Origin of the sequence: Streptomyces sp. DH12 (genome assembly GCF_020873895.1) — a bacterium.
In the GTDB taxonomy this organism is placed as follows: Bacteria; Actinomycetota; Actinomycetes; order Streptomycetales; family Streptomycetaceae; genus Streptomyces.
On sequence record NZ_JAHWGT010000005.1, the window covers coordinates 139,666 to 163,706 of the forward strand.

The following is a 24,041-nucleotide window of genomic DNA, read 5'->3' on the forward strand; positions in this document are numbered from 1 at the left end:
CTCCGCTGCGGGTGGCTCACGGACTGTCAGGGGCGGCCTACAGGTCGAACTCCAGGTGCTCGATGTCGGTGAAGCGGACCTCCTCCAGGGAGCCGGCGCGGCGGCCGCCGTCCTGGAAGTACGTCTCCTTGAGCGCTTCGGCGGTGATCTGCCGGAGGCGGTCGTCGGTGGCGCCCTGGTCCCGGGCCTCGAAGAGGCGGGCGGCGTGGCGCGGCGGCAGGGCGACGGTCAGGTGCCGGACACGGTCCTCGTCGGTCGATCCGATCGGCGCGACGTAGCCGAGCCTGGCCCGGGTGTCGATCAGGATCCCGTCGGTGGTCGCCGCCTTCTTCTTGGCCCTCGCGCGGACCTGCGGCTGCCACCGCTTCTTGACCTCCGCCTCCATCCGGGCGGCCAGCTCCGGACGCGGCTGCTTGAGCCGGCCCTTCACATACCGTTCGACGGTGCGCTGGGAGATCCCCAGCATCCCCGCGACGGCCCTGGTGCTCTTCAACTGCCTGACCAGGTACCGCATCTGCGCACCGGCGGACTTGGGGGCGGGGCGGGTGAACGCCTTCTGCACCGCCTTGTCGAGACCGTCCCCGACCGTGCTCATCCGCTGCTACTCCCCGCTGTCGACGTCGGTGACGGTGCCGTCCTTGATGTACCGGGCGAGGTTGAGGTCGGGGGCACCGAACTGCTCGCGCACGCCTTCGCCCCACAGCACGCTCTGCGTGCCCTCCCACTTGACCAGCCCGGGATTGACACCGAGCTTGAAACCGCCCGGCAGCGGCTTGCCGTCACGGTAGGGCAGGAAGTCCAGCGGACTCTCGCCGTCGGCGGCGTAGACGACGCAGTCGGACAGGACGGCCACGGGGTACTGGCCGGTGGCCGCCGCGTGACGGACGATCTTGCGGTGGAGGTTGACGCGGGTGCGGGAGATGACCGCGGCGCGGATGTCCGGCCGCCAGGTCGGACGCGCGAGGGCCCGCCACGGCTCGCCCGGACGCCAGCCCTCACCGCGGGGCCGCTCGCGCAGCTTGCCCAGGCCGCCCTTCACGGTGGCCTTGATCGCGGAGACGACGACGGCGAGCTGCGGGTCGCGGCTGCGGTAGCCGTCCATCGCCGCCAGGAAGTCCTCCGGCGACAGGTCGGCGCGCACCCCGAGGTCGGCCATCGTGGCGAGGTAGGCGTCGCGCAGCCGGTTGTACCAGCCGTCCAGGTAGCGGCCGTTGTCGTACCGGACGTACGCCTCGATGGGCTGCACCTCGTAGCCCAGTTCCACCGCGTACGCCACGGTGGGGGTCGCGTACCAGGCCGGACCCCCCGGCCGGTCGCCCCTCGGGGTGAACGGGCTCGGCAGCAGCGAGCCGTCCAGCGCCACCCACTCCTTGCCGGCCTTCACACGGCACAGGTCGACGTGGGAGAGGTCCACCAGCCACGAGCCGGGGAGCTTCGGGTCGAAGACCGGCTGCTCGACGTGCGTGGGCGCGCCGAGACCGACCACCAGGCCGTTCGCGCCGGCGGCGAAGGCCAGGTTCACGTCGATGCCCACGAGGTGGCGCCGGGTGCACTCGGCGTCCGTCATCGGCCGAGCCCAGTCGTACGCCTCCTCGAAGAGCTTCTCGTCGGGGCCGCGGACGTGGAACCGCGGCAGGCCGGCCAGGAGCGGGTGCCCGTCGGGTGCCTCGCACGGCGCCGGGTCGACCGGATCGCTGCCCAGGGACCCCGGGTTCTTGCCGTCGGCCTGCCGGAACGTGCCGGTGGCCACGTCGCGCACGGCGTACGTCGGAGGGTGCAGCGCGGTCATCAGTTCCAGACCGGTCACCGCGGTGGAGCCGCGCGGCGTCATCACCCGCGTCGCGTAGACCCCCAGGAGCCGGGCGAGTTCCGCCGGCGCGAGCGTGGCGGCGTCACCCCAGTGCCGTGGGTCGAGCGCCTGCCAGGCGGGGACGCACAGCTGCACGCACTGACGGTCCGAGCCCTGCGCGGGGCGGTAGATCCGGGCCCACGGCCCGAACCCGCGCTTGGTCAGCCTCCACTCGGCGCGGGCCAGCTGCCTGACGACCTTGTGGCTTTCCGGGATCCTCCCCGCGAGCCGCTCCTCCTCGCTGAGGGCGGTCGGCAGGCCGTAGCGCTGGAGCGCGGCCGTGGTGAGGACGACGAGCGGGTCACCGTCCTTGCCGGGGCCGGACAGCTTCGGCTGACCCAGCCCGGCTTCCCTCACCGCCCATTCCACGAGGGTCGGCAGGCTCTTCGCGGGCACCTCCAGGACCAGGCCGTCGACGCAGTACGCCACGGTCCGCCCGTCGGCGTCGACGTCCACGACGGCGAGCGGCCCGTGCTCGAACCGTGGGTCGGCCGGCTGTAGGGGAGCACCGGCCGCGGCGGCTTCCCGTACGCCGGAGCGGCGGGGCGCCGACGTGCGCCCGGCAGCGCGCGCCGGACGGGCAGCGGGGGCGGGGACGGCGGGGGCGGTACGGGTGTCCTCGGCGCCGGTCGGGGGCGTGGATTGCGGTCCGGGGCCCGTCGGCAGGGCCCGCGCTTCCTGCGCCGGGCCGTCGCACGTCCGCGGGGCCGCCGTGCCCTCGTCCGGCGCGGCGGTGGTGTCCTCCGGCGGGGCGGGGTAGAGCTTCGCGAGTCCTTCGAGGAGGCGGGCGTAGGCGTCGCGCTCCGGCGGGCGGGGCTCGGTCTTGCCGGCCTCCCAGCCGCTGACGGTGGCCCGCCGTACCCGAAGTGCGGCGGCCACCTCGTCGACCGTCAGCCCGTGGGCTCTCCGCAGCCGCTTGCGCTCCTGCGGAGGCGGCAGCGCGGCACGGGACACGAGCAGTGCGTCGACCGCGTCGAACAACTCGGACATGAACACCTCCCGGCAGCAGCCTATCCGAGAGCGACGCACGGATCGCGTACATCGAGCGTACATAGGGCGTACGTCGGCCGGGGTCCGGGCAGCGCCGTCCATCGTGCGCGCACGCGTCGACCGGCGGCAGCCGAAAGGCGGGCGGCCCCGGTGCGGCGGTGTGGTGCCACGGCGCGACCGACGGTCCGGGCGGGTGCCGGGTCAGCCCCGGAACTGGCGCCGGTAGGCCGACGGGCTGACGCCCATGGTCACCCGGAAGTGGTGGCGGAACCCCGCGGCGGTCAGGCCCACCCGGCCGGCGACGTTGTCGATCGGATGCTCTGCGGCCTCCAGCAGCGCGGCGCCGGCGCGGACCCGCTGGTGGGTGAGCCAGCGTCCCGGCGGCAGGCCGACCGCGTCGACGAAACGCCGTTCGAACTGGCGCACCGACAGGTGGGCGACGCCGGCCAGCTCGTCGACGGTCAGACGCCGATGCAGGTTGGCCAGCGCGTGCCGCATGGCGCCGCTGACCGGGTCGTCGGACGGCTGCCTGCCCACCGGGTGCTCCGCGAACTGGGCCTGGCCGCCTTCGCGGTGCGAGGCCACGACCATGCGGCGGGCCACGCGCGTGGCCACGTCGGCGCTGTGGTCGCGGCGGATGAGGTGCAGGCAGACGTCGATGCCGGCGGCGGTGCCGGCACCGGTGATGACGGATCCCTCGTCGACGTAGAGCACCGACGCGTCGACCGCCACCCGCGGATACCGTTCCCGCAGCAGGCGGGCGTACCGCCAGTGCGTGGTCGCCTCCCTGTCGTCCAGCAGACCGGCTGCGGCCAGCACGAAGGCACCGCTGCAGATGGACACCATTCGGGCCCCTCGCGCGTACGCCTCGCGCAGCGCGTCCAGGACCGTCGGGGAGACGGGGCGGCGCACGTCCGGGATGCCCGGGACGATGACGGTGTCGGCGTACCGGAGCCGGTCCAGGCCGTGGTGCACCACGATGTCGAAGCCGCCCACCACCCGGTGGGGCCCGGGCGCCTCGGCGCACAGCTCGAACCGGTACCACCAGTCCACGTCCAGCTCCGGCCGGGGTACCGCGAAAACCTCGGCGACTGTGGCAAGTTCGAACGGGGGCATCCCATCGAAGGCGAGGCAGGCGATCCGATGACGACGCATGACGGAATCCTAGCGACGTGTGCCGTTTCCGACACTGCCGGGCGGTGTCCGCGAAGCGCCAGCCTGGTCCCATGAACCCGGACACCACCGTTCCGCTGACCTTCGGGATGCTGCTCTTCGACGGGGTCGAGGTGCTCGACATGGGCGGCCCCTTCGAGGTCTTCAGCACCGCCGGCCGACTGGCCCGCACCGCCGCCGACGAGCCCCTGCTGCGCGTGCTGACCATCGCGGCGACCGACCGCCCCGTCCGCTGCCGCGGAGGGCTGAAGGTCATGGCGGACCACACCCTCGACGGGCACCCGCCCTTCGACGTGCTGGTGATCCCCGGCGGCGTCACCACGGCGGCCGAGGCGGACGAGGAGGTCATCGACTGGTTGGCCCGGCGCCGACGGACCTCCGCGCTGACGTTCAGCATCTGCACGGGGGCGTTCCTGCTGGCCGCCACCGGGGCGCTGGACGGCCGCCCGGCCACGACCCACTGGGAGGACCAGGAGGAACTGGCCCGGCGCTGGCCGGAGATCCGGGTGCGTACCGACGTCCGCTGGATCGACGACGGCGACATCGTCACCTCGGCCGGGATCAGCGCGGGCATCGACGCCAGCCTGCACATCGTGAGCCGCCTCTTCGGCGCCCGCCTCGCCCGCCGCACCGCCACCCAGATGGAATACGAGTGGACGGCCGAGCACACCGCGAAGGCGCGTCCCGTCGAGGCGCAAGCCGTGCGGCTGAGCCCGCGCGGCCCGGATCCGGGCGCCACTCAGAGGCGGTCGGCGGTGCGGGGCTCCGCTCACGCGCCGGCGAACAGGGCGCCGAGGATCATGCCGCCGACCAGGCCGAGGGCGCTGACCACGATGGCGACCGTGGAGAGGCGCTCGTGCCGAACGGTCTTGGCGACGATGGCCAGCACCAGACCGACCACACCGAACACGATCGGCAGGAAGATCAAGGCGACCACACCCAACACGATCGCGACGATGCTCAGCGTGTTGTTGGCCGACGCGCGTTGCTGTCCGGTGGACTGGTTGCCGTACTGCGTGGTCATCTGCCACTCCTTCGGGACGATCACCCTGAGCCCCGATCCAGGGACGAACCGGGCCTCCACCCGCTTACCCCCAAGTGCATGCGGGACACGGCTACTTGAGGGAGCGTGCCGGGAGCCCCTCGGCGCCGGGGCCGCCCGGGCCGGTCTCCGGGGGCGCCTCTCTCCCCGGCGTGGGGATCGATCGTCAGCCGACGCGCTGCCTCGGCGCGGACTCCCGACGGGGTCACCCGTTCGGCCCACGTCCGGGCGCGCTCTCCCGGCGGTCCTCCCTAGGGTCGAATCGACCTCTCGGGGATCGAGGAGGCCCGCATGGACCGTCGTACCGCCGTAGCCTGCATAGTCCTCGCTCTTGCCTCCGTCGCCCCGTTGTCCGAGACGGCGCGGGCGCAGACGGACCTGGACTGCCGTGACTTCCGCTTCCAGGAGGACGCCCAGACCGTCTTCGACACCGACCGCAGTGACCCCCACCGGCTCGACGAGGACCAGGGTCCCGATGACGGGATCGCCTGCGAGGCGCTGCCCAGGAGGGGGGCCGCCGCCACGCCCGCACCGGTCAGGCCGAGCGCGGTGCCCACGCGCGGTGCCCGCGGAGGAGTGGGGGGTACGGCCGGGCCCGGCCCGCTCGAGATCGGCGTCGGTGCGGCCCTGGCCGCGGGTGCCGCCGTCGGCATCGGGTACACCGCCCTGCGGCGGCGCCGGGCCTGAGCGAACCGGGTCGGCCCGGGTGCTGCGGACGGTCCTCCCGGCCGGGGCCTCCGGTGGAACGGCTGCCGCGGTGCACGGGGAGGAAGTCCCCTCCCGTGGGCGGGTCGGCGCCTCCGCAGGCAGGGTCGGCCGAGAAAATTCCATACGGGTCGACCCGTATGGTAAAGATGAGGCATGACTTCCTCCCCTGTGGGCCGAGGCCGCCCCAGAGACGAGCGTTCCGGTGCGGCGATCACCCGGGCGGCTGCCGAGCTGGTCGCGGAGAGCGGCTACGCGGCGGCGTCCATCGGTGCCGTCGCCGCGCGGGCCGGTGTCGGCAAGGACACCATCTACCGCCGCTGGTCCGGCAAGCCGGAGCTGGTCTACGAGGCGGTGTTCACCGCGGCCGACACCGCCGAGCTGCCGGACACGGGGACGCTGCACGGGGATCTGACCGCCGTGGTCCAGTCGCTGGTCGATGAGTTGTCCGCACCGGCGGCTGCGGCGGCCCTCCCCGGCCTCCTCGCCGACTTCGCCGCCGCCCCGAGACTGCGCGCGACGATCCGCTCCCGCTTCCTCCAGCCCGCCAAGGAGCGGCTCGTCACGGTCTTCGAACGGGCCGAGCAGCGCGGCGAGACCGGCGCGCACACGCCGGTCGACCTCGTCCTGGACACGCTGGCCGGGGCCGTCTTCTTCCACCTGGGCATCATCGGGGAACCCCCCGGCCCGGACCTGGCCCGGCGCATCGCCGTGCTGATCACCGAGGGGATCGAGACCCGGTGAACGGCTGGCTGCTCACCGCAGGGATCGTCGCCGCCGTGACCACGGTGATCCACGTCATCGCCGGCGGTCGGTCGGTCGTCCGCCCACTGCTGGGCAGTGAGGTGGCCGCCGAGCCCAGGCGCACCCTGCACGTCGTCTGGCACATGGTCACCGCCGACCTGCTGATCAGCTCCGTAGCGCTGCTGGCTCTCGCCTTCGCGGCAGCACCGAGTACCGCGCTCGTGCTGTTCATCGCCGCCCAGTACCTCGCGTACTCGGTGGTGTTCGTCACCGTCGCGCTGGCCGCCGACTGGCCGCGGCCGCTTCTGCGGCTTCCGCAGTGGATGCTGCTGCTGCCCGTCGGAGTCCTCGCCCTGCTGGGCAGCCGGTGAGCACGCGCCCCGCGAGGGCGGCGCCGTGCCCGTGGGCGCGCGCCCGGCCGGGTTCGGCCGGGCGCGCGCCACCTCCCCCGGCCGGGGCGGCCACCGGACACGCGCACCCCTCGACAGCGCCCCTGTGCCCACCGCGGATCAGGCCGTCGAGCCGACCGCCGGGCCGAGGAGGCGACCGGTCAGCCGATGATGGCGACCGGGGCGTCCCAGGCGTTGCGGTCGACGTTGATGGTGTGACCGCCGCGGGTCTCCTTGCTGTTGGCCTTGTACTGGTGGCCGCGGCTGTGGCCGGTGTACAGCTTCGGGTCCCAGGGCCAGTCCCTGGTGGTGGTCTCCTGGCCGTTCCACAGGGCGTACCAGAGGTTGCCCGGCATATCGGTGCGGTCCTTGGCGGTGGCGATCGCCTTGGCGCTGGAGCTGCTGAAGCCGTAGAGGCCGGCGCGGTACGTCTTGGCGCGCAGGGTCTTGGTGAAGGACCGCACATAGGCGAGGGTGGCGTCGTTGCACGCCTTGTCGGCGATGTCGTACGACTCCATGTTGAGGTAGATGGGGCTGCCGGCCCGTATGCCGAGCGTAGAGGCCTTGGCGACCGCGTCGTTGGCGTTGCTCACCCCCACCGAGGCCGCGGTGGCCGCGGTGAACCTCTCCTTGTTCCGGCTCTTCTGGCACGGCGGCTGGGCGCCGACGTACAGCGGGATGACCCGCCAGCCGAGGGCGTCGACCGACTTCACCCAGGACCTGGTGAGGTTGGGCTGGGCGCAGCCGCGGTTCTTGCCTCCGACGTAGACCGCGACACCGCCGTAGTAGGCGTCCTTCTTCCATGCCTTCATCGCGGTGAGCGAGGGCGCGGTGCAGGCGTCGAACGCCCGGCCCGTGTAGGTCTTCTGCGCCGGCCACGCCGGAGCGGCCACGGAGGTCTGCGCCGCGACCCCGGCACCGGCCACGACGACGACACCCGTAGCGGCCAAGGCGATGTAACGGTTCTTCCTGGACAACCGGTGCTTCGACATTCCCCACCCCATACGCCATTTCGAGCCCCGCTCCGGCACTTCGGAGCGGGACGGCAACCCATGCGGGCCAGTCTCGCAGGTCGCGTCAGCGACCGTCCCACCGGCGGCCCGTCGCCGTCACGGCGCTCACCGGTCCGCGAACCGGACCATGACGCGCGGGCGGGGTGCCCGCCGACCGTCCCACTCCGGAGTCCCTCCGCGCCCCGGCCCGGCCCGGCGGGAGTGGGGGCTGCCGCTCACCTCCGACGGCGCGTACGACCCGCGTCCCGGGCCGCCGCCTGACGCGGAGCCGCGCCGTGCCGGAGGAGAGTACCCGCCGGGTCGTGCGAGCACTGCCGCCGGGACGGGTCGGCGGGGCCCGGGCGCCCTCGGGGGGCCGTCGTCCGCCGGCTCCTGCTCCGAACCGGGTGCTCGGCCGCGGAACCGTCATCTCGTATGAGGTATGGGGCGCCGCCGTGTCGTGTCGGGAACATTCGTGATTCGCCCCTAAGTTCGCCACGTCACCCGGTGAACCGGGAAGTGGCTGCCGACCAGCGCAGCGGGGCTTGCCGCGCTGCGCTCCGGTGCGGCCGCCGGTATCCGTCCCCCTACCCCACCAGGCCCCCCGACAGCAGCAGCCGGGCAGGCGGCACGGCCCGCCCAGGAAGCCGCTGCCCCCCCCACGCGGTACGGCCGGTGCGAGCGTCGCACGACCTCGCGATCGGCTGCCCTCACCCCCCACAGACCGAAGGAGTCGCCATGCGCCGACCCATGCTCGTCGCCTCGACCACGATCCTGACGGGCGTCGTGTGCTGCGCCACCCTCACGCTTCCCGCGCAGGCCCACCAAGTCGCGACCCCCGCGCGGGCGATGATCCCGACCGCGGCAGACGGCAGACAGTCGCGCGAAGACGAGGCGATCACCCGGGCCGAGGCCAACGTCACCCGGCACCCAGCGACGTTCGGCTTCGGTACCGGACAGGAACTGCGGGTCAGGGATGTCCTCATCGACCAGGACGGCACCGAGCACGTCCGGTTCGACCGTACGTACCGGGGGCTGCCGGTGATCGGTGGCGACTTCGTCGTCCACCAGGGCGCCGACGGCCGCCTGAAGGGCGCCAGCCGCGCCAAGGCGGGCGCGGTGGCTCTGAGATCGGTCACGCCGACGGTCTCCGCGACACGGACGGAGACCTCGGCACTGAGCCACGCGCCCGGGATCACCGCCGCCGAGGCGACCCCCGAGCTCGTCGTCTGGGCGGCCGACGGCGCACCGCGCCTCGCCTGGCGCACCACCGTCCGCGGTGTCGGTTCCCACGGCCAGCCGGACGGGGAAGTGATCGTCACGGACGCCACCACAGGCAGGATCATCGAAGAGTACGACGCCGAACGCGAGGCCAGGGGGGCGGGGCGCTCCGAGTACACCGGCAGCGTGCAGCTCGACACCACTCTCCGAGCCGACGGCACCTTCACCCTGCGCGACCCTGTACGTGGCCACGTCACCAAGGACGCGCTGAACAAGCCGGATGACAGCCTGACGAGCCAGTCCGGAGCCCTCTTCACGCGCAAGGTCAACATCTGGGGCGACGGCAGGAAGTTCTCCACCGACCGGACCACCGCGGCCGTCGACGCCCACGCCAACACGGCCTGGACGTACGACTACTACAAGACGTCGTTCGGCCGCAACGGCATCAAGAACGACGGCAAGGGCGCCACCGTCTTCGTCCACGTCGGCCGCAACTGGGACAACGCCGCGTGGTACGACGACTGCTTCTGCATGATGAGCGGCGACGGAGACGGACGCAACCATCCTGAGCAGGTCGACCTGGACACCATGGGCCACGAGATGACCCACGGCGTCACCTCCGCCACGGCGAACCTGCGGTACGTCGGCGAGTCCGGCGGGCTCAACGAGGCGACCTCCGACATCTTCGGCACGATGGTCGAGTGGTACGCCGACAACCCGATCGACAGGCCCGACTACCTGTTCAGCGACCAGTCCACACCGCCCTGGGCCCGCCGCTTCGACAAGCCGTCCCTCGACGGGCGCTCAGCCGACTACTGGTCTCGCAACGTCGGCCGGCTCGACGTCCACTACTCCTCGGGCGTCGGCAACCACTTCTTCTACCTGCTGAGTGAGGGCAGCGGCGCCAAGACCATCAGGGGCGTCCGGTATGACAGCCCCACCCACGACGGCTCCGCCATCACCGGCATCGGCAACAAGAAGGCCGCCGCCATCTGGTACCGGGCCCTGACCACCTACATGACCTCCACCACCGACTACAAGGCCGCGCGCACGGCGACGCTGAACGCGGCCAAGGACCTGTTCGGGACCGGCAGCACCGAGTACAGGACCGTGCAGTCGGCCTGGACCTCGGTCAACGTACGCTGAGCCCCGGCGGGCGGGCGCGGCGCGTTCGGCGGCACCGGCCGGGCCTCCAGATCCGGCAGCAAGTCCACGACACGCCCGACGCCCCGGAGCCGGTGCCCCGGTGAGCGCAACGCCGAAAGGTGTACCGCGACCGGGGTGTCGGGCCTCCGGCCCGTGCTCCGCCCCGGGCAACGGCTCCCCGCCGCCGGCAGTCCACGGCGACCGCCCGGGGCCCCGGGTGCTTCCACAGCCGGCTTCGGCGACCTGCTGCGGGAAGCCCTCGGGGCCCCCACGCGCTGCCGACCTCCGGCCGGCCGTGGAGAAGGCGCTCGGCGCGTCCTCGGGGCCCGCTGCCCGGTACGCGGAGGGTGAGGAGCGCCCGGAGCGGGGTGCGTGCCGGTCCCGTCGTCGCTCAACGCCGGCCGAGGGCGCGCCACCACGGTGTCTTCTCAGCGGGCGGGGTCGGGCGCGAGGTGCCGTTCGCCGCGGGTTCCGTGGCTTCGGGCAGCGGCTGGGCGCGCTCCGGGGCGGCCGGCTGACTGAGGGGCGGGGTCAGCGAACGCGGGGGAGTGAAGGCCACGGGCAACGACGACGGGCGCCGGGTGAGCCAGTCCGCCGTGATGCCGATGTCGTCCGGCAGGACGGAGAGGCGCACGTCCGGTAGCAGCGACATCAGCTCGTCGATGCCGGTGTCCGCGATCGCACGTCCGATGTCGCCACCGGGGCATTCGTGAGGGCCGGCGCTGAGCGCCAGATGTGAACGGTTGCCGTGCACGGGGGCGCTCAGGTCCGGCCGCTGCTCGGGGTCGACGTTGGCCGCCCCGATGCACAGGAGGAGCATGTCGCCCGCTCTGATGTCCTGCCCGCCCAGAGTGGTGTTGCCGGTGGCCCACCGGCCGGGAACGACGTCGATCGACGGGTTGTCCCACATGACCTGCTCAAGGGCGTCCGGAAGGGTCATGTGGCCGCCGGAGAGGCTCCCCCGGAACCGGGTGTCGGTCAGCATCAGCCGCAGGGTGTGGGCGATCAGGTTCACCGTGCCCTGGTGGGCGGCGACGAGGACCAGCCGCAGGTGTTCGACGATCTCCGCGTCCGTGAGGTTCGACTCGTGGGATATGAGGCGGGACGCCAGGTCAGGGCCGGGCTCGACCTTCTTGCGGGCGACGAGGTCCTGCAGGACCTGGGTGACCATGGCGTTGCTGGCCGCGGCGCTCTCGGTGCCCCGCATGAGGTTGAGCGTGGGTTCCACCAGCACGGGGCCCTCCTCGGGTGTCATGCCGAGGAGACGGCTGACGACGAGCATGGGCAGGGGTTCGGCGTAGTCGCGGACCAGGTCGGCGGTCCCCGACTGCGCGAACCCGCGGACCAGTTCCCGGGTGTGGTGGGTGACGTACTTGCGCATGCCGCGGCGGTTGAAGCCGGCGAGCCCGTCCACGACGGCGCCCCGCAGCCGTGCGTGTTCCTCACCGTCGGCGAAGACGCACAGCGGCTGCCAACCCACCATCGGAAGGAGCGGGGAGTCGGCGGGCACGAGTCCGTCCCGGAAGGCGGACCACCTGCGGGAGTCGCGGGAGAACTTGCTCGGGGTCTTCATGACCTCGAGGTTCTCCCGATAGCCGAGGACCAGCCAGGCGGGCAGGTCGCCGTGGAGAAGGACGGGAGCGACGGGTCCGTGCTGACGACGCAGCTCCTCGTACATCGCCGCCGGGTCGGTCGCGTCGGCCAGACGCACGGTGCCGTGGGCGGGGCAGCCGGGAGGGGGGAGCTCTCCGTACGGGGTCGCGGGGTGGTGGACGGACATGCGGGCCTCCGGGGGTGAGGGAGCGCCCCGTCACCCAGGCCGTCGGGGCACTCAAGCTGGTCTTCGCTGACGGGGGAGCGTGGGGCCGGACGTGGAGCTTCCCACCGCAGCGAAGATCAAGATCGCGGTGCAGCATATCCCTAGGAGACGGCCGCCCGGACGGAACGTCAGATGGCCGCCGCACCAACGTCCAGCGCCGCCCGATGGCGCTCGGCAAGGCCGCGAGGAGCTCGGTCCGCCTCCGTGCCGGGCAGCGGACGCGCGTGCCCGTCATCCCGGCGGCCCGGGCGTACCGCAGCGGATCCACGTCCGAGGGTCGAGCGCCCTGTCGAGGTGATCGCGGTTTGACTACTGTGCCGCTTAGTTGATCGTTCCGGGGTCGCCGTCCCCCTGCGCCATCACGGCCGGCGCGTCGGGCCGGCGCCGGGGGCGGTGCCCGATCGTTTCGAGAGGAACCTCGTGTCACTCACAGCCATACCGCGAGCCAGGGGAAGGGTCCCCGGCCTCGGCCATGTGCCCCGCCTCCTCCGTGATCCGCTGACCGTCATCCGGTCGCTGCACACCGAGGGCCCGCTGCTGCGGCTGGACATCGGCACCATGCCGGTGATCGTGGCGACCGACGCGCAGACGGTCAACGAGATCCTGGTCAAGCACGCCCGGTCGTTCAAGAAGGGCCGGCTCTTCGAACGTGTCCGTCCGCTGGTCGGCAACGGCCTCGCCAACTCCGACGGACCGCAGCACATCCGCAACCGCCGACTCATCCAGCCCATGTTCTACAAGGAGAGGCTGAACGAGTACGCGGAGATCATGAGTGAGCGTGCCAGGCTCCTCGCGGACTCGTGGACCGACGGCCAGGTCATCGACGCCAACGAGACCATGGGCACCTACGCCATCGAGACACTGAGCGCCACGCTCTTCAGCGCCGACATCGGCGGGCCGGCCGTCCGGTCCGTCCGCCAGGACCTGCCGGTCATCCTGCGCAACATGCTGCGCCGGGCCCTGGCCCCGAGGATCCTGGACGGTCTGCCCGTCTGGCGTTCCTTCGACACGGCGGTGAGCCGCATGCGCGGGGTCATCGACGACGTCATCACCACCACACGGAGGTCCGATCCCGAGGGCCGTACCGATCTGCTGTCCCTGCTGCTGTCCGCGCGCGACGAGGCGGGTGAAGGCCTCACGGACGAGGAGGTGAGGGACGAGCTCACCACCATGCTCTTCGCGGGCACGGAGACCATCGCCTCGACGCTCGCCTGGGCGCTGTACCACCTCGCCGAGAGACCCGACATCGAGGAGCGCCTGCTCAGCGAGATAGCAGAGGTCGTCGGTGACCGACCCGTGGCCTTCGCCGACGTGCCGCGGCTGTCCTCGGTCACCCGCGTCCTCGACGAGGCGATCCGGCTGCACGGGGTCGTGACGTTGATGCGCCGTACGGTGGAGCCGGTCACGATCGGCGGTCATGAGCTTCCGGCGGACACCGAGGTCCTCCTCAGCCTCTACGCCCTGCACCGGCACCCCGGCCTGTACCCGAACCAGGACAGCTTCGACCCCGACCGGTGGTTGCCCGAGAACAGCGAGGGCCGGCCGCGCGAGCACTTCGTACCCTTCGGCGCGGGAAGCAGGAAGTGCATCGGTGACAAGTTCGCGTGGATGGAGGCCGCCATCACCCTGGCCACCATCCTCCCGCGGTGGAAGCTGACGCCCGTCCCGGGCAGTCGACCTCCCAGGGAGTCGACCGCCTCCATGGCCCACCCCGACCGGGTACCCATGGTGGTCCGTCACCGCGGTGGTCACTGACCCCAGAGCGCGGGTGCGGTCGGTCCCGCGCCCACCGGCGGCGGTCCCATGCGACCGTCGGCCGGTGCGGGCACTCAGCGGTTGCCGGCGCGGTGATCGGTGTTGACCTTCGAGTCGGTTGAAGGTCGACGATGGCGGGGTGTCGAACACTGAATTGACGCCCATCGGGGTCTTCGCCCGGCGCACTGGTCTGACCTCCAGCGCCTTGCGGTTCTACGCCGACTCCGGCGTGCTGCCCCCCCGGCACGGTCGACCCGGTCTCGGGCTACCGCTACTACGACGCTGATCAGGTGCCACGGGCTGTCGAGCTTCGTCGGCTCCGTGAGATCGCCATGCCCCTCGGCTCTGTCGAGGCGGTCCTCGGCGCCGGGGCCGACGAGGCGTCCCGGCTGATCGACGAGCACGTCGCGGCGGTCCTGGACGATGCCGAGGCGGTGCTTACTCCGGGTGGGCGTGAAATCCGAACGTTCCCCCGCGCTTCGACATCCGAGTCTGCGTGGTGCCTGTGGGGCGCAGGGGTGAGGGAGGCCCGGAGCGTACGGCGTGGCTGTTCCGGTGGTCGGCTCAGTCGGCGTCGACCGGTTCGGGGGTGGGGGCGGGGGTGTCGCGGATTCCGAGTCGCAGGTGTTCGACGTGGTACAGCGCCTGGTCGAGGAGTTCGGCGACGTGGTCGTCGTACAGGGCGTAGATGATGGAGCGGCCGTGCCGTTCGCCGGTGACCAGGCCGAGGTTGCGCAGGAGGCGCAGCTGGTGGGAGCAGGCGGAGGCCTCCATGTCGACGGCGGCCGCCAGGTCGCCGACGGAGCACGGTCCTTCCTGGAGTCGGGCCAGGATGTACAGCCGGGAGGGCGTGGCCAGGGCCTGCAGGGTCGCGGCGACGTCGGCGGTTCCGACCGCGTCGAGTCGCTCGCGAGCGGTTGCGCTGCTGGTGGTGTCGGTTCCGTGGCCCATACGGCCATCGTACCCGCCACACATGAAGACCTATTCAGTCATTCATGTATGGTGAGGGCCCTGCCACCGTCCGCCCGTGAGGGGTTGCTTCGTCATGTCCTCTGTTCTGGACCACCGGTCCGCGCGGCCCTCCGCGCCGGCCCCCGGGGCTCCTTCGCGGCGCCGTACCCGCGTGCTGGCCCTGTCCGAGGCGCGCTGGGCGCTGGCCTCGTCGGCGCTGTTCCTGACCGCCCTGCCACTGGACCTGCTCGGTGCCCCGGCGTGGACGTGGGGGCCGCTGTTCGCCGCCACCTACGTCACCGGCGGTTGGGAGCCGGGGTGGGAGGGGCTGAAGGCGCTGAAGGACAAGACGCTCGACGTGGATCTGCTGATGGTGGTCGCCGCGCTGGGTGCCGCAGCCATCGGGCAGGTACTCGACGGGGCGCTGCTGATCGTCATCTTCGCGACGTCCGGCGCCTTGGAGGCGGTGGCGACCGCCCGTACCGCGGATTCGGTACGCGGTCTGCTGGACCTGGCCCCGCCCACCGCGACCCGGCTCCTGCCCGACGGCGGCGAGGAGACGGTCCCGGCCGAGGAGGTGAAGGTCGGGGACACGATCCTGGTGCGGCCCGGAGAGCGGGTCGGCGCCGACGGACGGGTACTCACCGGAGAGAGCGACGTCGACCAGGCCACCATCACCGGTGAGCCGCTCCCCGTGGCCAAGCAGCACGGGGACCAGGTCTTCGCCGGCACGGTCAACGGCACCGGCGCCCTCCGCGTACGGGTCGAACGCGACCCGTCGGATTCGGTGATCGCCCGGATCGTGAGGATGGTCGAGGAAGCCTCCGAGACCAAGGCCCCCACCCAGCTGTTCATCGAGAAGATCGAGCAGCGGTACTCCGTCGGCATGGTGATCACGACCCTGGCCGTCTTCGCCGTCCCCCTGGCCTTCGGCAGCGACCTGCGGTCCGCGCTGCTGCGGGCGATGACCTTCATGATCGTGGCCTCGCCGTGCGCCGTGGTGCTGTCCACCATGCCGCCGCTGCTCTCCGCCATCGCCAACGCCGGACGCCACGGCGTCCTGGCCAAATCCGCCGTCGTCATGGAGCGCCTTGGACAGATCGACACCGTCGCCCTGGACAAGACCGGCACCCTCACCGAAGGCACCCCGCGCGTCACCGACCTGCGCCCCCTGCCCGACTCCCTCCTGACCGAGGAGGCACTGCTGGCCCTGGCGGCCGCAGCCGAGCACGCGAGCGAACACCCCCTCGCCCGCGCGGTCGTCGACGCCGCCCGCGAACGCCACCTGCCCCTGCCCACGGCCGCCGACTTCACCTCCACGCCCGGTCGGGGAGTGAGCGCAACCGTCGACGGCCACACCGTCCGCGTCGGATCCCCCGCCCGACTCCAGCCCGCCGCCACCGGGCCGGTACAGGAACTGGTGCGGGAAGTGGAAGACGCGGGACGGACCGCGGTGCTGGTGCTGCGCGACGACACCCCGGTCGGCGTGCTCGGCATCGCCGACCGGCTGCGGCCGGACGCCGCCGCCACCGTCGCGGCCCTCACCGCGCTGACCGGCCGGCCCCCCGTCCTGCTCACCGGCGACAACGAGCGGGCCGCCGAGCACCTGGCCGCCCAGGTCGGCATCACCGACGTCCGGGCCGGTCTCCTGCCCCAGGACAAAGTGACGGCCGTACGGCAGTGGGAGAGCGAAGGCCGCAGGGTGCTGGTCGTCGGCGACGGCGTCAACGACGCCCCCGCCCTGGCCGCCGCGCACTGCGGCATCGCCATGGGCAAGGCCGGCTCCGACCTCGCCCTGGAGACAGCCGACGCCGTCGTGGTCCGCGACGAACTCGCCACCATCCCCGCCGTGGTCGGCCTCTCCCGGACCGCCCGGCGCCTGGTCGTCCAGAACCTCGTCATCGCGGGCGTCTTCATCGCCGCCCTGGTGGCCTGGGACCTGCTCGGCACCCTGCCGCTACCGCTCGGCGTCGCCGGCCACGAGGGCTCCACCGTCATCGTCGGCCTCAACGGCCTGCGCCTGCTGCGCGAAGCGGCCTGGAAGAGCCCGGTACAGGCAGACGGCCCGTGAGCCCACGCTCTCGCCGCGCCGCCGCCCCCACCACCGGGACAACGGCGGACCGCCGCCCGGCCCGGCCTGCCGGGGCCACTGCGGCACCCCCGAGGACCGGGCCACCATCGCCCTGCCCACCCCGCGTCCCGCGCCGAGCAGGCGACGGCACGACGGCCGCACGGCTGACCGGCCGTCTCGACGCCCGCGAGCCTGCCCCGCCACCGTCGCCCCCACCACCGTCGCCCGGCCCCCACCACCGTCGCCCGACCCCGGCCGGGGTCGCCGGCGAGCTGCCGCCGTTCCGCTGCCGGAACGAGCTGGGACGAGCTGCGGTCGCGCACCCGTCCCGCCGCTGCCCCGCCGCTGCCCCTCCGGCACCCCTACAACCCTTCGCCCCGTTCCCTGGTCCTTGATCGTGAAGGCCGGTTGGCGGCTCATGTGAGGGGAACATGATGAGATTGTTCGGCAGGTACCTGCCGGTGGCGGCGGTCACGGCCGCCCTCGTCGGCGGGATGGTGACCACGACGCCCGCGCACGCCGTGGTCGGGGGTGGAGAGGTGGGCGGCGACGGTGACTGGATGGTGCAGGTCCACGTCACCCTCCCCGACGGCGCGAAGCGGGTCTGCGGCGGCGCCGCCGTCGGAGGGAACCTCAAGGTGCTCACCTCGGCGGGGTGCGTGGCGGGAGCGAAGGAGATACGCGTCGCCTCCGGCATCGCCCGCCTGGCCGGGGACGCGGACTGGCCACCGCAGTACGAGGACCTGGCCATGGCCGGTTCCGACGCCGAACTGTCCTGGGTGCACCCGCAGTACGACCCGGCCACCGGACGCAACGACGTGGCGCTGGTCGCCGCGCTGGGCCATCTGAACACGCACGAGACCATCCGGCTGACGGCCTCCGACGACAGCGCCTCGTACGCGCCCGGGACCCCGGCGACGTTCCGGGGCTGGGGCAGCACCAGCGGTACCTCGTCGCAGCCCGCACCCTCGGTGCGCGAGGCCACGCTGCCGATCCGCCCCGACGCGGAGTGCGCCACCGCTGTGGGGGCCGCCTGGGAGCCCGGCCGGATGGTCTGCGCGGGCGAGCCGGCGACCGGCGCGGACACGGGTACCGTCGCGCCGTGCACCGGTGACGAGGGCGGCCCCCTGGTCGTCGGCGGCCGTCTCGTGGGCGTGTTCTCGCGCGGTACCGGGCCCGGGTGCACGTCCGAGGGCGGGCAGGCGGTGTTCACCAAGGTCAGCGCGTTCGTCGGGGAGCTCGCCCCGCGCATCCAGGCCGTCAGCCTCGACGGCGACCACCGGGCCGACCTGTTCGCCATGACCCCGGACGGCACGGCGTACCACTACGACAGCACCGGCAACGGCCTGTCCGCACCGGTGCGCCAACCGCGACTCTCCTCCACCTACACCCGCTTCCGCCAGGCCGACCTCGACGGGGACGGCGCCCAGGACTACGTCTTCCGCGACGCGGCGGGCGACCTCTACTGGCGCCACTGGGCGGTGGTCGAGATCGACCCGTGGGGCTACCCGGAGGCACGCGAGGAGTATGAGACGAAGCTCGGCTCCGGGTTCGGCGCCATGCGCTCCATCACGATCCCCGGTGACGTGACCGGCGACGGTTCGCCGGACATCGTCGCGGTGGACGCCGACGGCGTCCAGTGGGTCTACCCCTTCAAGGCCCCGTGGGGCGGACTGCACCCCCGGATCAAGACGGGCACCGGCTGGGGCAGCCTGACCTCGTTCGGCAGCGGCGACTACACCGGTGACGGCAAGCCCGACCTCCTCACCCGCGACACCGACGGCAGGCTGTGGCTCTACCGGGGCACCGGCATCGCCGCCACCCCGTGGCAGAACCGCGTGCAGATCGGCACGGGCTGGAACTACACCGCCTACGCCGCGAGCGGTGACGTCGACGGCGACGCCAAGGCGGACTTCTTCGTCCGTGACTCCGCCGGGTACCTCTGGCTCTACAAGGGCACCGGCAACCTCGCCGCGCCCCTTCGGAACCGGGTGCAGGTCGGCGGCGGCTGGAACGCGTACAGCCTCATCGGCTGACGGAGCCGGCAGGCGCGGCCGCGGCTGCCGACGCGTGCTCCACCGCGGAGCGGGGCCGGCCGGGCCGTGGCCGCGGCGGCCCTCGTCGCAGGGCGTCGAGTTCGCGGGTCCGCGCTCCGCCCGCCCGCCTTCGTCGCGCGCCGGCCGCAGCCTGTCACCGAGCGCTCCGGTCGGCCGACGGCCGACCGGAGCGCTCGAAGGACGTGCCGGCCGCGACGGCCGGCGAAGGCGGGACGCCACCCCGGCGTCCGGTCAGCGGGTGGCGAGGAGTTCCAGCGTGTCGATCACCCGGTTCGAGAAGCCCCACTCGTTGTCGTACCACGCCACCACCTTGACGTGGCGGCCCTCGACGCGGGTGAGGGCCGAGTCGAAGATCGACGAGGCGGGGTTGCCCGTGATGTCGGACGAAACGAGCGGGTCCTCGGAGTACTCGAGGATGCCGGCGAGCGGCCCCTGAGCCGCCGCGCGGTACGCCGCCAGCACGTCGTCGCGTGTCACGTCGCGGGCGACGGTCGTGTTGAGCTCGACGATCGAGCCCACCGGCACCGGCACGCGGATCGAGTCCCCCGACAGCTTGCCGTCGAGGTTCGGCAGCACCAGACCGATCGCCTTGGCGGCGCCGGTCGTGGTCGGCACGATGTTGACGCCGGCGGCCCGGGCGCGACGGGCGTCGCGGTGCGGACCGTCCTGCAGGTTCTGCTCCTGCGTGTAGGCGTGCACCGTCGTCATGAACCCGTGCTCGATGCCGGCGAGTTCGTCGAGGACGGCGGCCAGCGGCGCGAGCGCGTTGGTGGTGCAGGAGGCGTTCGAGACGATCGTGTGCACGGCCGGGTCGTAGGCGTCGGTGTTGACCCCGAACGCGAGCGTGACGTCGGCCCCGTCCGACGGCGCGCTGACGAGCACCTTCTTCGCGCCCGCGTCCAGGTGGGCGCGGGCGGCCTTGGCCGAGGTGAAGCGGCCGGTGGCCTCCAGGACGACGTCGACGCCGAGGTCGGCCCACGGCAGCCGCGCCGGTTCACGCTCGGCCAGCACCGTGATCCGACGGCCGTCGACGACGAGGGTGTCCCCGTCGGCGGTCACCGGGCGCCCGAGCCGGCCGGCCGTGCTGTCGTAGGCGAGCAGCCGGGCGAGAGTGGCGGGCTCCGTCAGGTCGTTGACGGCGACGATCTCCAGGGCGCTGTCGCGCTCCAGCAGTGCGCGCAGCACGTTGCGTCCGATGCGGCCGAAACCGTTGATGGCGATACGAGTCATGAGTGGTGTCCCTTCCTTCGCCACCAGGCTCGCCCGCCGTACGCGCCGGTGACAGTGGCGGGATCGCCACGGTTCACAAGGATCCCGCCACACGGCGCCGGGCGGACCACCCACCCGTCACCCATCAACCGGTCACCCCGGCCCCACCCGGCTCACCCGCCCCGGCCTCACCCGGGTCAGCCGCCCCGGGTGAAGGTGCGCCGGTACTCGCTCGGTGTGGTGCCCAGAACGCGTTGGAAGTGCAGGCGCAGGTTCGCGCCGGTGCCCAGCCCGACGTCGGCGGCGATCTGTTCGACGCCGCGCTGCGAGCGCTCCAGCAGCTCGCGGGCGAGGTCGACGCGGGCGCGCATCACCCACTGCATCGGTGTGTAGCCGGTCTCCTCGACGAAGCGGCGGGAGAACGTACGCGGCGAGACCCCGGCCTGCCGCGCCAGTACGTCGAGGGTCAGGGGTTCACCGAGCCGGTGCAGCGCCCACTCGCGGGTGTCGGCGAACCGCTCGCCGAGCGGCTCGGGGACGCTGCGCGGCACGTACTGGGCCTGGCCGCCGCTGCGGTAGGGGGCGGCGACCAGACGCCGCGCCGCGTGGTTGGACGCGGCCACTCCGAGGTCGCGGCGCAGGATGTGCAGACACAGGTCGATGCCCGAGGCGGCGCCGGCGGAGGTGAGCACGCTCCCCTCGTCCACGAACAGCACGTTCTCATCGACCCGGACGAGCGGATGCCTGGCCGTCAGCGCCCGCGTGTAGTGCCAGTGGGTCGTGGCGCGCCTGCCGTCGAGCAGGCCCGTGGCGGCGAGCGCGAAGGCACCCGTCGAGATGGCGGCGAGCCGCGCGCCCCGGGCGTGGGCGGCGATCAGCGCGTCGACGACGGCCCGCGGCGGATCCTCGCGGTCCGGGGACCGGTAACCGGGGACGAAGACGATGTCGGCCCACGCCAGCGCGTCGAGACCGTGGGCGACGTCGTACGCGAGGCCGTCGCCGCCGGTCACGAGGCCGGGTGTCGCCCCGCACACCCGCACCTCGTACGGCATGCTCGCGCGGGTCGTGAAGACCTGCGCGGGGATGCCGACGTCGAGGGGCTTCGCACCGTCGAGCACGAGGACGGCGACGCGATGCAGACGGGAGGCTGGCACAGGAAGAGGTTACGCGGAGCGTGACGCCCGCCCGCCCACCGCGAGAAGTGGGCGGGCGGCACACCGGCCGGAGCGCCCTCGGCACACCTGCCACCGTGGAGGAGGCGCCGTGTCGGCGTTTCGGCAGAGTCGGCCTCGCGCGGCCCTCCCGTACCGCCAGGGACGATGGGGCCCCTGCCTGTCCGCGGAACCGCGGGCAGCCTCCTGTCGCGAGGGGCCTGGCCGGTCCGGCCGTCCGGGCGGCCAGGCGGGCGGCACCGGCACGGTCAGGCGGTCGGGCGGGCGGCTCCGGCGCGGTCAGGCGTCGGCGAGGACGGGGTCGTACGGGGTGCTCGTGCGGCGGCCCGACATGAAGGCGACGAAGTCGCCCACGAAGGCGCTGCGGCCGTACCCGCCGTCGTCGGCGGCGAGGTCGCGGTGGAAGGCGGTGCGGAAGAGCGTGCGGTACTCGTTCGCGTCGATGGTCCCCCCGCCGTCCTTGTCGGTCGCTTCGAAGAGCACTTCGGCGACGCGGATGAGAGCGGGACCGGCGAGGGAGGGGACCGCGGCGGCGTACTCCTGCGCACTGACGCGGCCGTCGCCGTCGGAGTCGAGGGCGGCCTGGAGCTCGCGCCACCAGGCGGCGAAGGCGTCGTAGAGCCGAGTCTCCTCCGGTTCGTCCAGGTCCAGGCGGGTGGAGAGTTCGCGGGCCATGGCGGCGAGGTCGGGCCAGTCGAGGTGGCCGTCACCGGTCTGGTCCAGCACCTGGCGGAAGAACTCCTCCGCCGAACGCCGCCCCTGCCCCGTACCCGCCGAAGCCGTGGGCGCCGGGTCGGCGTCGAGGTCGGCGCCGAGCGGGGTCAGCAGCCGGAGCAGGGCCGAGGCCCGCTTCATGCGGGCGCGCAGGGCCGCCACGGTCCGGGCGCGGGGGTCGTCGCTGCCGGGCGAGAGGGAGAGGACTTCGATGATGCTCTCGGCGTTGATCCAGCCCTCGGGCAGGAAGCGGGCGAGCCCGGCGGCGAAGTAGGCGCCCTGCATGAGGGTCGGGGCACCGGGCATCTCCGGCAGACCGGCTCGGCGCCGGTACGGCGCGGGGAGCGAGGCGACGGTGATCGCGCCGAGGAGCGGACCGACGACGGCCCGGCCGGCGGCCCACAGCGTGGGCGCGCTGTCGAGCAGCGCCGGGGCGGGCAGGTTGTCGAAGAGCCGGTAGAGGATGACGCGGGCCGCCTCGGTGTTCTCCAGCTCGTTCTCGACGACCCGGTCGAAGTACGACCAGAAGTCGTGGAGCGCTTCGGGGAGTTCACCGGCGTCGCCGTCGAGCGCGGCCAGGTACGCGCGGTACTCGCCGTACATCCGCTCCATCGTGTCCTGGTCGAGCGGCTGGCCGCTCAGCCTGCACATGGTGACGGCGCTCTCGAAGAGGGTGGCGATCACCCAGGCGCGGGTCGCACGGTCCATCGCGTCGTAGGGGCGGCCGCGGGAGTCGGAGCCGCTCATGCGGGCGTGGAGCCGGTTGAGCCGGGCGGCCTCCCGTTCGCGCACCGCGGGGTCGGCGCCGAACATGCGCCGCATGCTGAGGAAGGTGTTGCGGAGCCGGCGCCAGGGGTGGGCGACGAAGGTGGAGTTGTCCAGGAGGGCGGCGCCGACCTGCGGGTGCGCGGCCTCCAGGACGGTGGCGCGGATCATGGCCAGCGCCCAGCGCGGGTCGTCGAAGAAGGCGGCGAACTGGGACTGCGGGCCGAACAGGGGTGCCTCGTCGGCCGTTCCCGTGGTTCCGGTCGTCATGCGGGGGCTCCGTTCGTCCGTGGCGGCACGCCGCCGAAGCGGCGGTCGCGGCGCTGGTAGGTGTGCAGGCAGGAGAGGAAGTCGGGGGCCCGGAAGTCCGGCCAGAGCACTTCGGGGAAGACCCACTCGGCGTAGGCGACCTGCCAGAGCATGAAGTTGGAGATGCGCTGCTCGCCGGAGGTGCGGATGACGAGGTCCACGTCGGGCGTGTCGGGGAACGGCAGGTGGTCCGCGAAGAGCCGCTCGGTCACCTCGTCGGCGGGTGTCCCGCTGCGGATCAGCGACCTCGCGGCCTCGACGATGTCCCGGCGCCCGCCGTGGTCGAAGGCGACGGTCAGCGTCATGCCCCGGTTGTCGGAGGTCAGCGTCGTCAGGTCGTCGAAGTCGCGGGCCAGCTCACGGGGGATGCGCGGGTCGGCGACGCCGAGGAAGCGGCAGCGGATGCCGCGCGCGAGCAGCAGCGGCGCGTGCTTCCGCACGACCTGGCGGACCAGTCGCATCAGGTAGTCGACCTCGGTACCGGGGCGGTTCCAGTTCTCGGTGGAGAAGGCGTACAGGCTGAGCCACCCGACGCCGGCACCGCGGGCCGCCTCGATGATGTCGATGACGGTGGTCTCGGCGGCCCGGTGGCCCGCGGTGCGGGGAAGCGAGCGCAGCTGCGCCCAGCGGCCGTTGCCGTCCATCACGCAGGCCACGTGCCGCGGCACCGCCCGCGCCGGCCCGTCGTCCCGCCGCTGCCCGCCGGGTCCGTCGCCGTGCTGCCGTCCGCCCGGCCGGTCCTCCGTCGCCGCGCGTACGGCCTGGATACCGTGGTCCGTCAAATCTGGCCCAGCCCCGTCCGCGGCGACACGATCGGTCGCCCAGTCCTCGGTCACACCCACCCCGGCTCGCCGCCCTCGCCTCGCCCCGCGCGCCCCGCGCGCCACTCCGTTGGGAGTCTGGCAGCGTGGAGGGTCCCGACCGGCCGAAACCGGTGGCCGTCACCCTTGGCTCGTACGTCCGAGTCA

The 24,041-nt window shown here is 73.0% G+C and carries 18 protein-coding genes and 2 pseudogenes; 9 read left to right on the forward strand and 11 right to left on the reverse strand.

Features of this window, described 5'->3' with window-relative positions:
• Positions 1–37: 37 nt before the first annotated feature.
• The 3 genes from LPA54_RS06335 to LPA54_RS06345 all read right to left on the reverse strand — a co-directional run bounded on the left by LPA54_RS06335 (position 38) and on the right by LPA54_RS06345 (position 3,994).
• The gene (locus tag LPA54_RS06335; RefSeq protein ID WP_228974627.1) at positions 38–595 is read right to left on the reverse strand and encodes an XRE family transcriptional regulator; all 558 of its coding nucleotides are present in this window, start codon (positions 593–595) and stop codon (positions 38–40) included.
• Between the two features lie 6 nt (positions 596–601).
• Positions 602–2,839 (reverse strand): helix-turn-helix transcriptional regulator, encoded by a 2,238-nt coding sequence (locus tag LPA54_RS06340; RefSeq protein ID WP_228974629.1) that lies wholly within the window; start codon positions 2,837–2,839, stop codon positions 602–604.
• Positions 2,840–3,040: 201 nt separating this feature from the next.
• Positions 3,041–3,994, reverse strand: coding sequence for a helix-turn-helix domain-containing protein (locus LPA54_RS06345; protein ID WP_228974631.1), 954 nt, complete (start codon positions 3,992–3,994; stop codon positions 3,041–3,043).
• A 107-nt stretch (positions 3,995–4,101) separates the two neighbouring features.
• Here LPA54_RS06345 and LPA54_RS06350 point away from each other — a divergent pair.
• Positions 4,102–4,596 (forward strand): annotated as a pseudogene (locus LPA54_RS06350) (DJ-1/PfpI family protein); the annotation flags it as partial.
• 185 nt (positions 4,597–4,781) lie between these two features.
• On the opposite strand, the gene LPA54_RS06355 reads toward LPA54_RS06350, so the two are convergent.
• Positions 4,782–5,036 carry a hypothetical protein gene (locus LPA54_RS06355; protein WP_228974809.1) on the reverse strand — a complete coding sequence of 85 codons (255 nt, stop codon included), beginning with the start codon at positions 5,034–5,036 and terminating at the stop codon, positions 4,782–4,784.
• 309 nt (positions 5,037–5,345) lie between these two features.
• Between LPA54_RS06355 and LPA54_RS06360 the strand changes: the two genes are divergently transcribed.
• From LPA54_RS06360 to LPA54_RS06370, 3 genes are all read left to right on the forward strand, one after another.
• Positions 5,346–5,741 (forward strand): excalibur calcium-binding protein, encoded by a 396-nt coding sequence (locus LPA54_RS06360; RefSeq protein ID WP_228974633.1) that lies wholly within the window; start codon positions 5,346–5,348, stop codon positions 5,739–5,741.
• Positions 5,742–5,915: 174 nt separating this feature from the next.
• Complete coding sequence (locus LPA54_RS06365) at positions 5,916–6,503, forward strand: TetR/AcrR family transcriptional regulator (RefSeq protein ID WP_228974635.1); 588 nt, start codon at positions 5,916–5,918, stop codon at positions 6,501–6,503.
• Positions 6,500–6,874, forward strand: coding sequence for a hypothetical protein (locus LPA54_RS06370; protein WP_228974636.1), 375 nt, complete (start codon positions 6,500–6,502; stop codon positions 6,872–6,874). The genes LPA54_RS06365 and LPA54_RS06370 overlap by 4 nt, the downstream gene beginning before the upstream one ends.
• Positions 6,875–7,053: 179 nt before the next feature.
• Here the strand turns inward: LPA54_RS06370 and LPA54_RS06375 are convergent, their stop codons facing one another.
• Positions 7,054–7,884, reverse strand: a complete 831-nt coding sequence (locus tag LPA54_RS06375; protein WP_228974638.1) for a glycoside hydrolase domain-containing protein — start codon at positions 7,882–7,884, stop codon at positions 7,054–7,056.
• A 738-nt stretch (positions 7,885–8,622) separates the two neighbouring features.
• Here LPA54_RS06375 and LPA54_RS06380 point away from each other — a divergent pair.
• Complete coding sequence (locus LPA54_RS06380; protein WP_228974640.1) at positions 8,623–10,251, forward strand: M4 family metallopeptidase; 1,629 nt, start codon at positions 8,623–8,625, stop codon at positions 10,249–10,251.
• Between the two features lie 391 nt (positions 10,252–10,642).
• Here LPA54_RS06380 and LPA54_RS06385 read toward each other — a convergent pair whose 3' ends face one another.
• Complete coding sequence (locus tag LPA54_RS06385; RefSeq protein ID WP_228974643.1) at positions 10,643–12,031, reverse strand: cytochrome P450; 1,389 nt, start codon at positions 12,029–12,031, stop codon at positions 10,643–10,645.
• A 459-nt stretch (positions 12,032–12,490) separates the two neighbouring features.
• Here LPA54_RS06385 and LPA54_RS06390 point away from each other — a divergent pair, with 459 nt between their 5' ends.
• On the forward strand, positions 12,491–13,825 hold the full coding sequence (locus LPA54_RS06390) for a cytochrome P450 (protein ID WP_308112805.1): 1,335 nt from the start codon (positions 12,491–12,493) through the stop codon (positions 13,823–13,825).
• 139 nt (positions 13,826–13,964) lie between these two features.
• Positions 13,965–14,259 (forward strand): annotated as a pseudogene (locus LPA54_RS06395) (MerR family transcriptional regulator); the annotation flags it as partial.
• 130 nt (positions 14,260–14,389) lie between these two features.
• Here the strand turns inward: LPA54_RS06395 and LPA54_RS06400 are convergent.
• Positions 14,390–14,776: a helix-turn-helix transcriptional regulator gene (locus tag LPA54_RS06400; RefSeq protein ID WP_228974646.1), complete on the reverse strand. Its 387-nt coding sequence runs from the start codon at positions 14,774–14,776 to the stop codon at positions 14,390–14,392.
• A 94-nt stretch (positions 14,777–14,870) separates the two neighbouring features.
• Between LPA54_RS06400 and LPA54_RS06405 the strand changes: the two genes are divergently transcribed.
• Positions 14,871–16,847 (forward strand): heavy metal translocating P-type ATPase, encoded by a 1,977-nt coding sequence (locus tag LPA54_RS06405; RefSeq protein ID WP_228974649.1) that lies wholly within the window; start codon positions 14,871–14,873, stop codon positions 16,845–16,847.
• A 440-nt stretch (positions 16,848–17,287) separates the two neighbouring features.
• Complete coding sequence (locus LPA54_RS06410; protein WP_228974650.1) at positions 17,288–18,883, forward strand: trypsin-like serine protease; 1,596 nt, start codon at positions 17,288–17,290, stop codon at positions 18,881–18,883.
• A gap of 252 nt (positions 18,884–19,135) precedes the next feature.
• Here the strand turns inward: LPA54_RS06410 and gap are convergent, their stop codons facing one another.
• The 4 genes from gap to uppS form a co-directional block, all read right to left on the reverse strand.
• Positions 19,136–20,134, reverse strand: a complete 999-nt coding sequence (gene gap / locus LPA54_RS06415; protein ID WP_228974652.1) for a type I glyceraldehyde-3-phosphate dehydrogenase — start codon at positions 20,132–20,134, stop codon at positions 19,136–19,138.
• A 176-nt stretch (positions 20,135–20,310) separates the two neighbouring features.
• Entirely contained in the window at positions 20,311–21,267 is a 957-nt protein-coding gene (locus LPA54_RS06420) for a GlxA family transcriptional regulator (RefSeq protein ID WP_228974655.1), read from the reverse strand.
• Positions 21,268–21,564: 297 nt separating this feature from the next.
• Positions 21,565–23,034, reverse strand: coding sequence for an oxygenase MpaB family protein (locus LPA54_RS06425; RefSeq protein WP_228974657.1), 1,470 nt, complete (start codon positions 23,032–23,034; stop codon positions 21,565–21,567).
• Positions 23,031–23,741: a polyprenyl diphosphate synthase gene (gene uppS, locus LPA54_RS06430; protein ID WP_308112811.1), complete on the reverse strand. Its 711-nt coding sequence runs from the start codon at positions 23,739–23,741 to the stop codon at positions 23,031–23,033. Before uppS ends, LPA54_RS06425 begins: the two co-directional genes overlap by 4 nt.
• Positions 23,742–24,041: the final 300 nt, after the last annotated feature.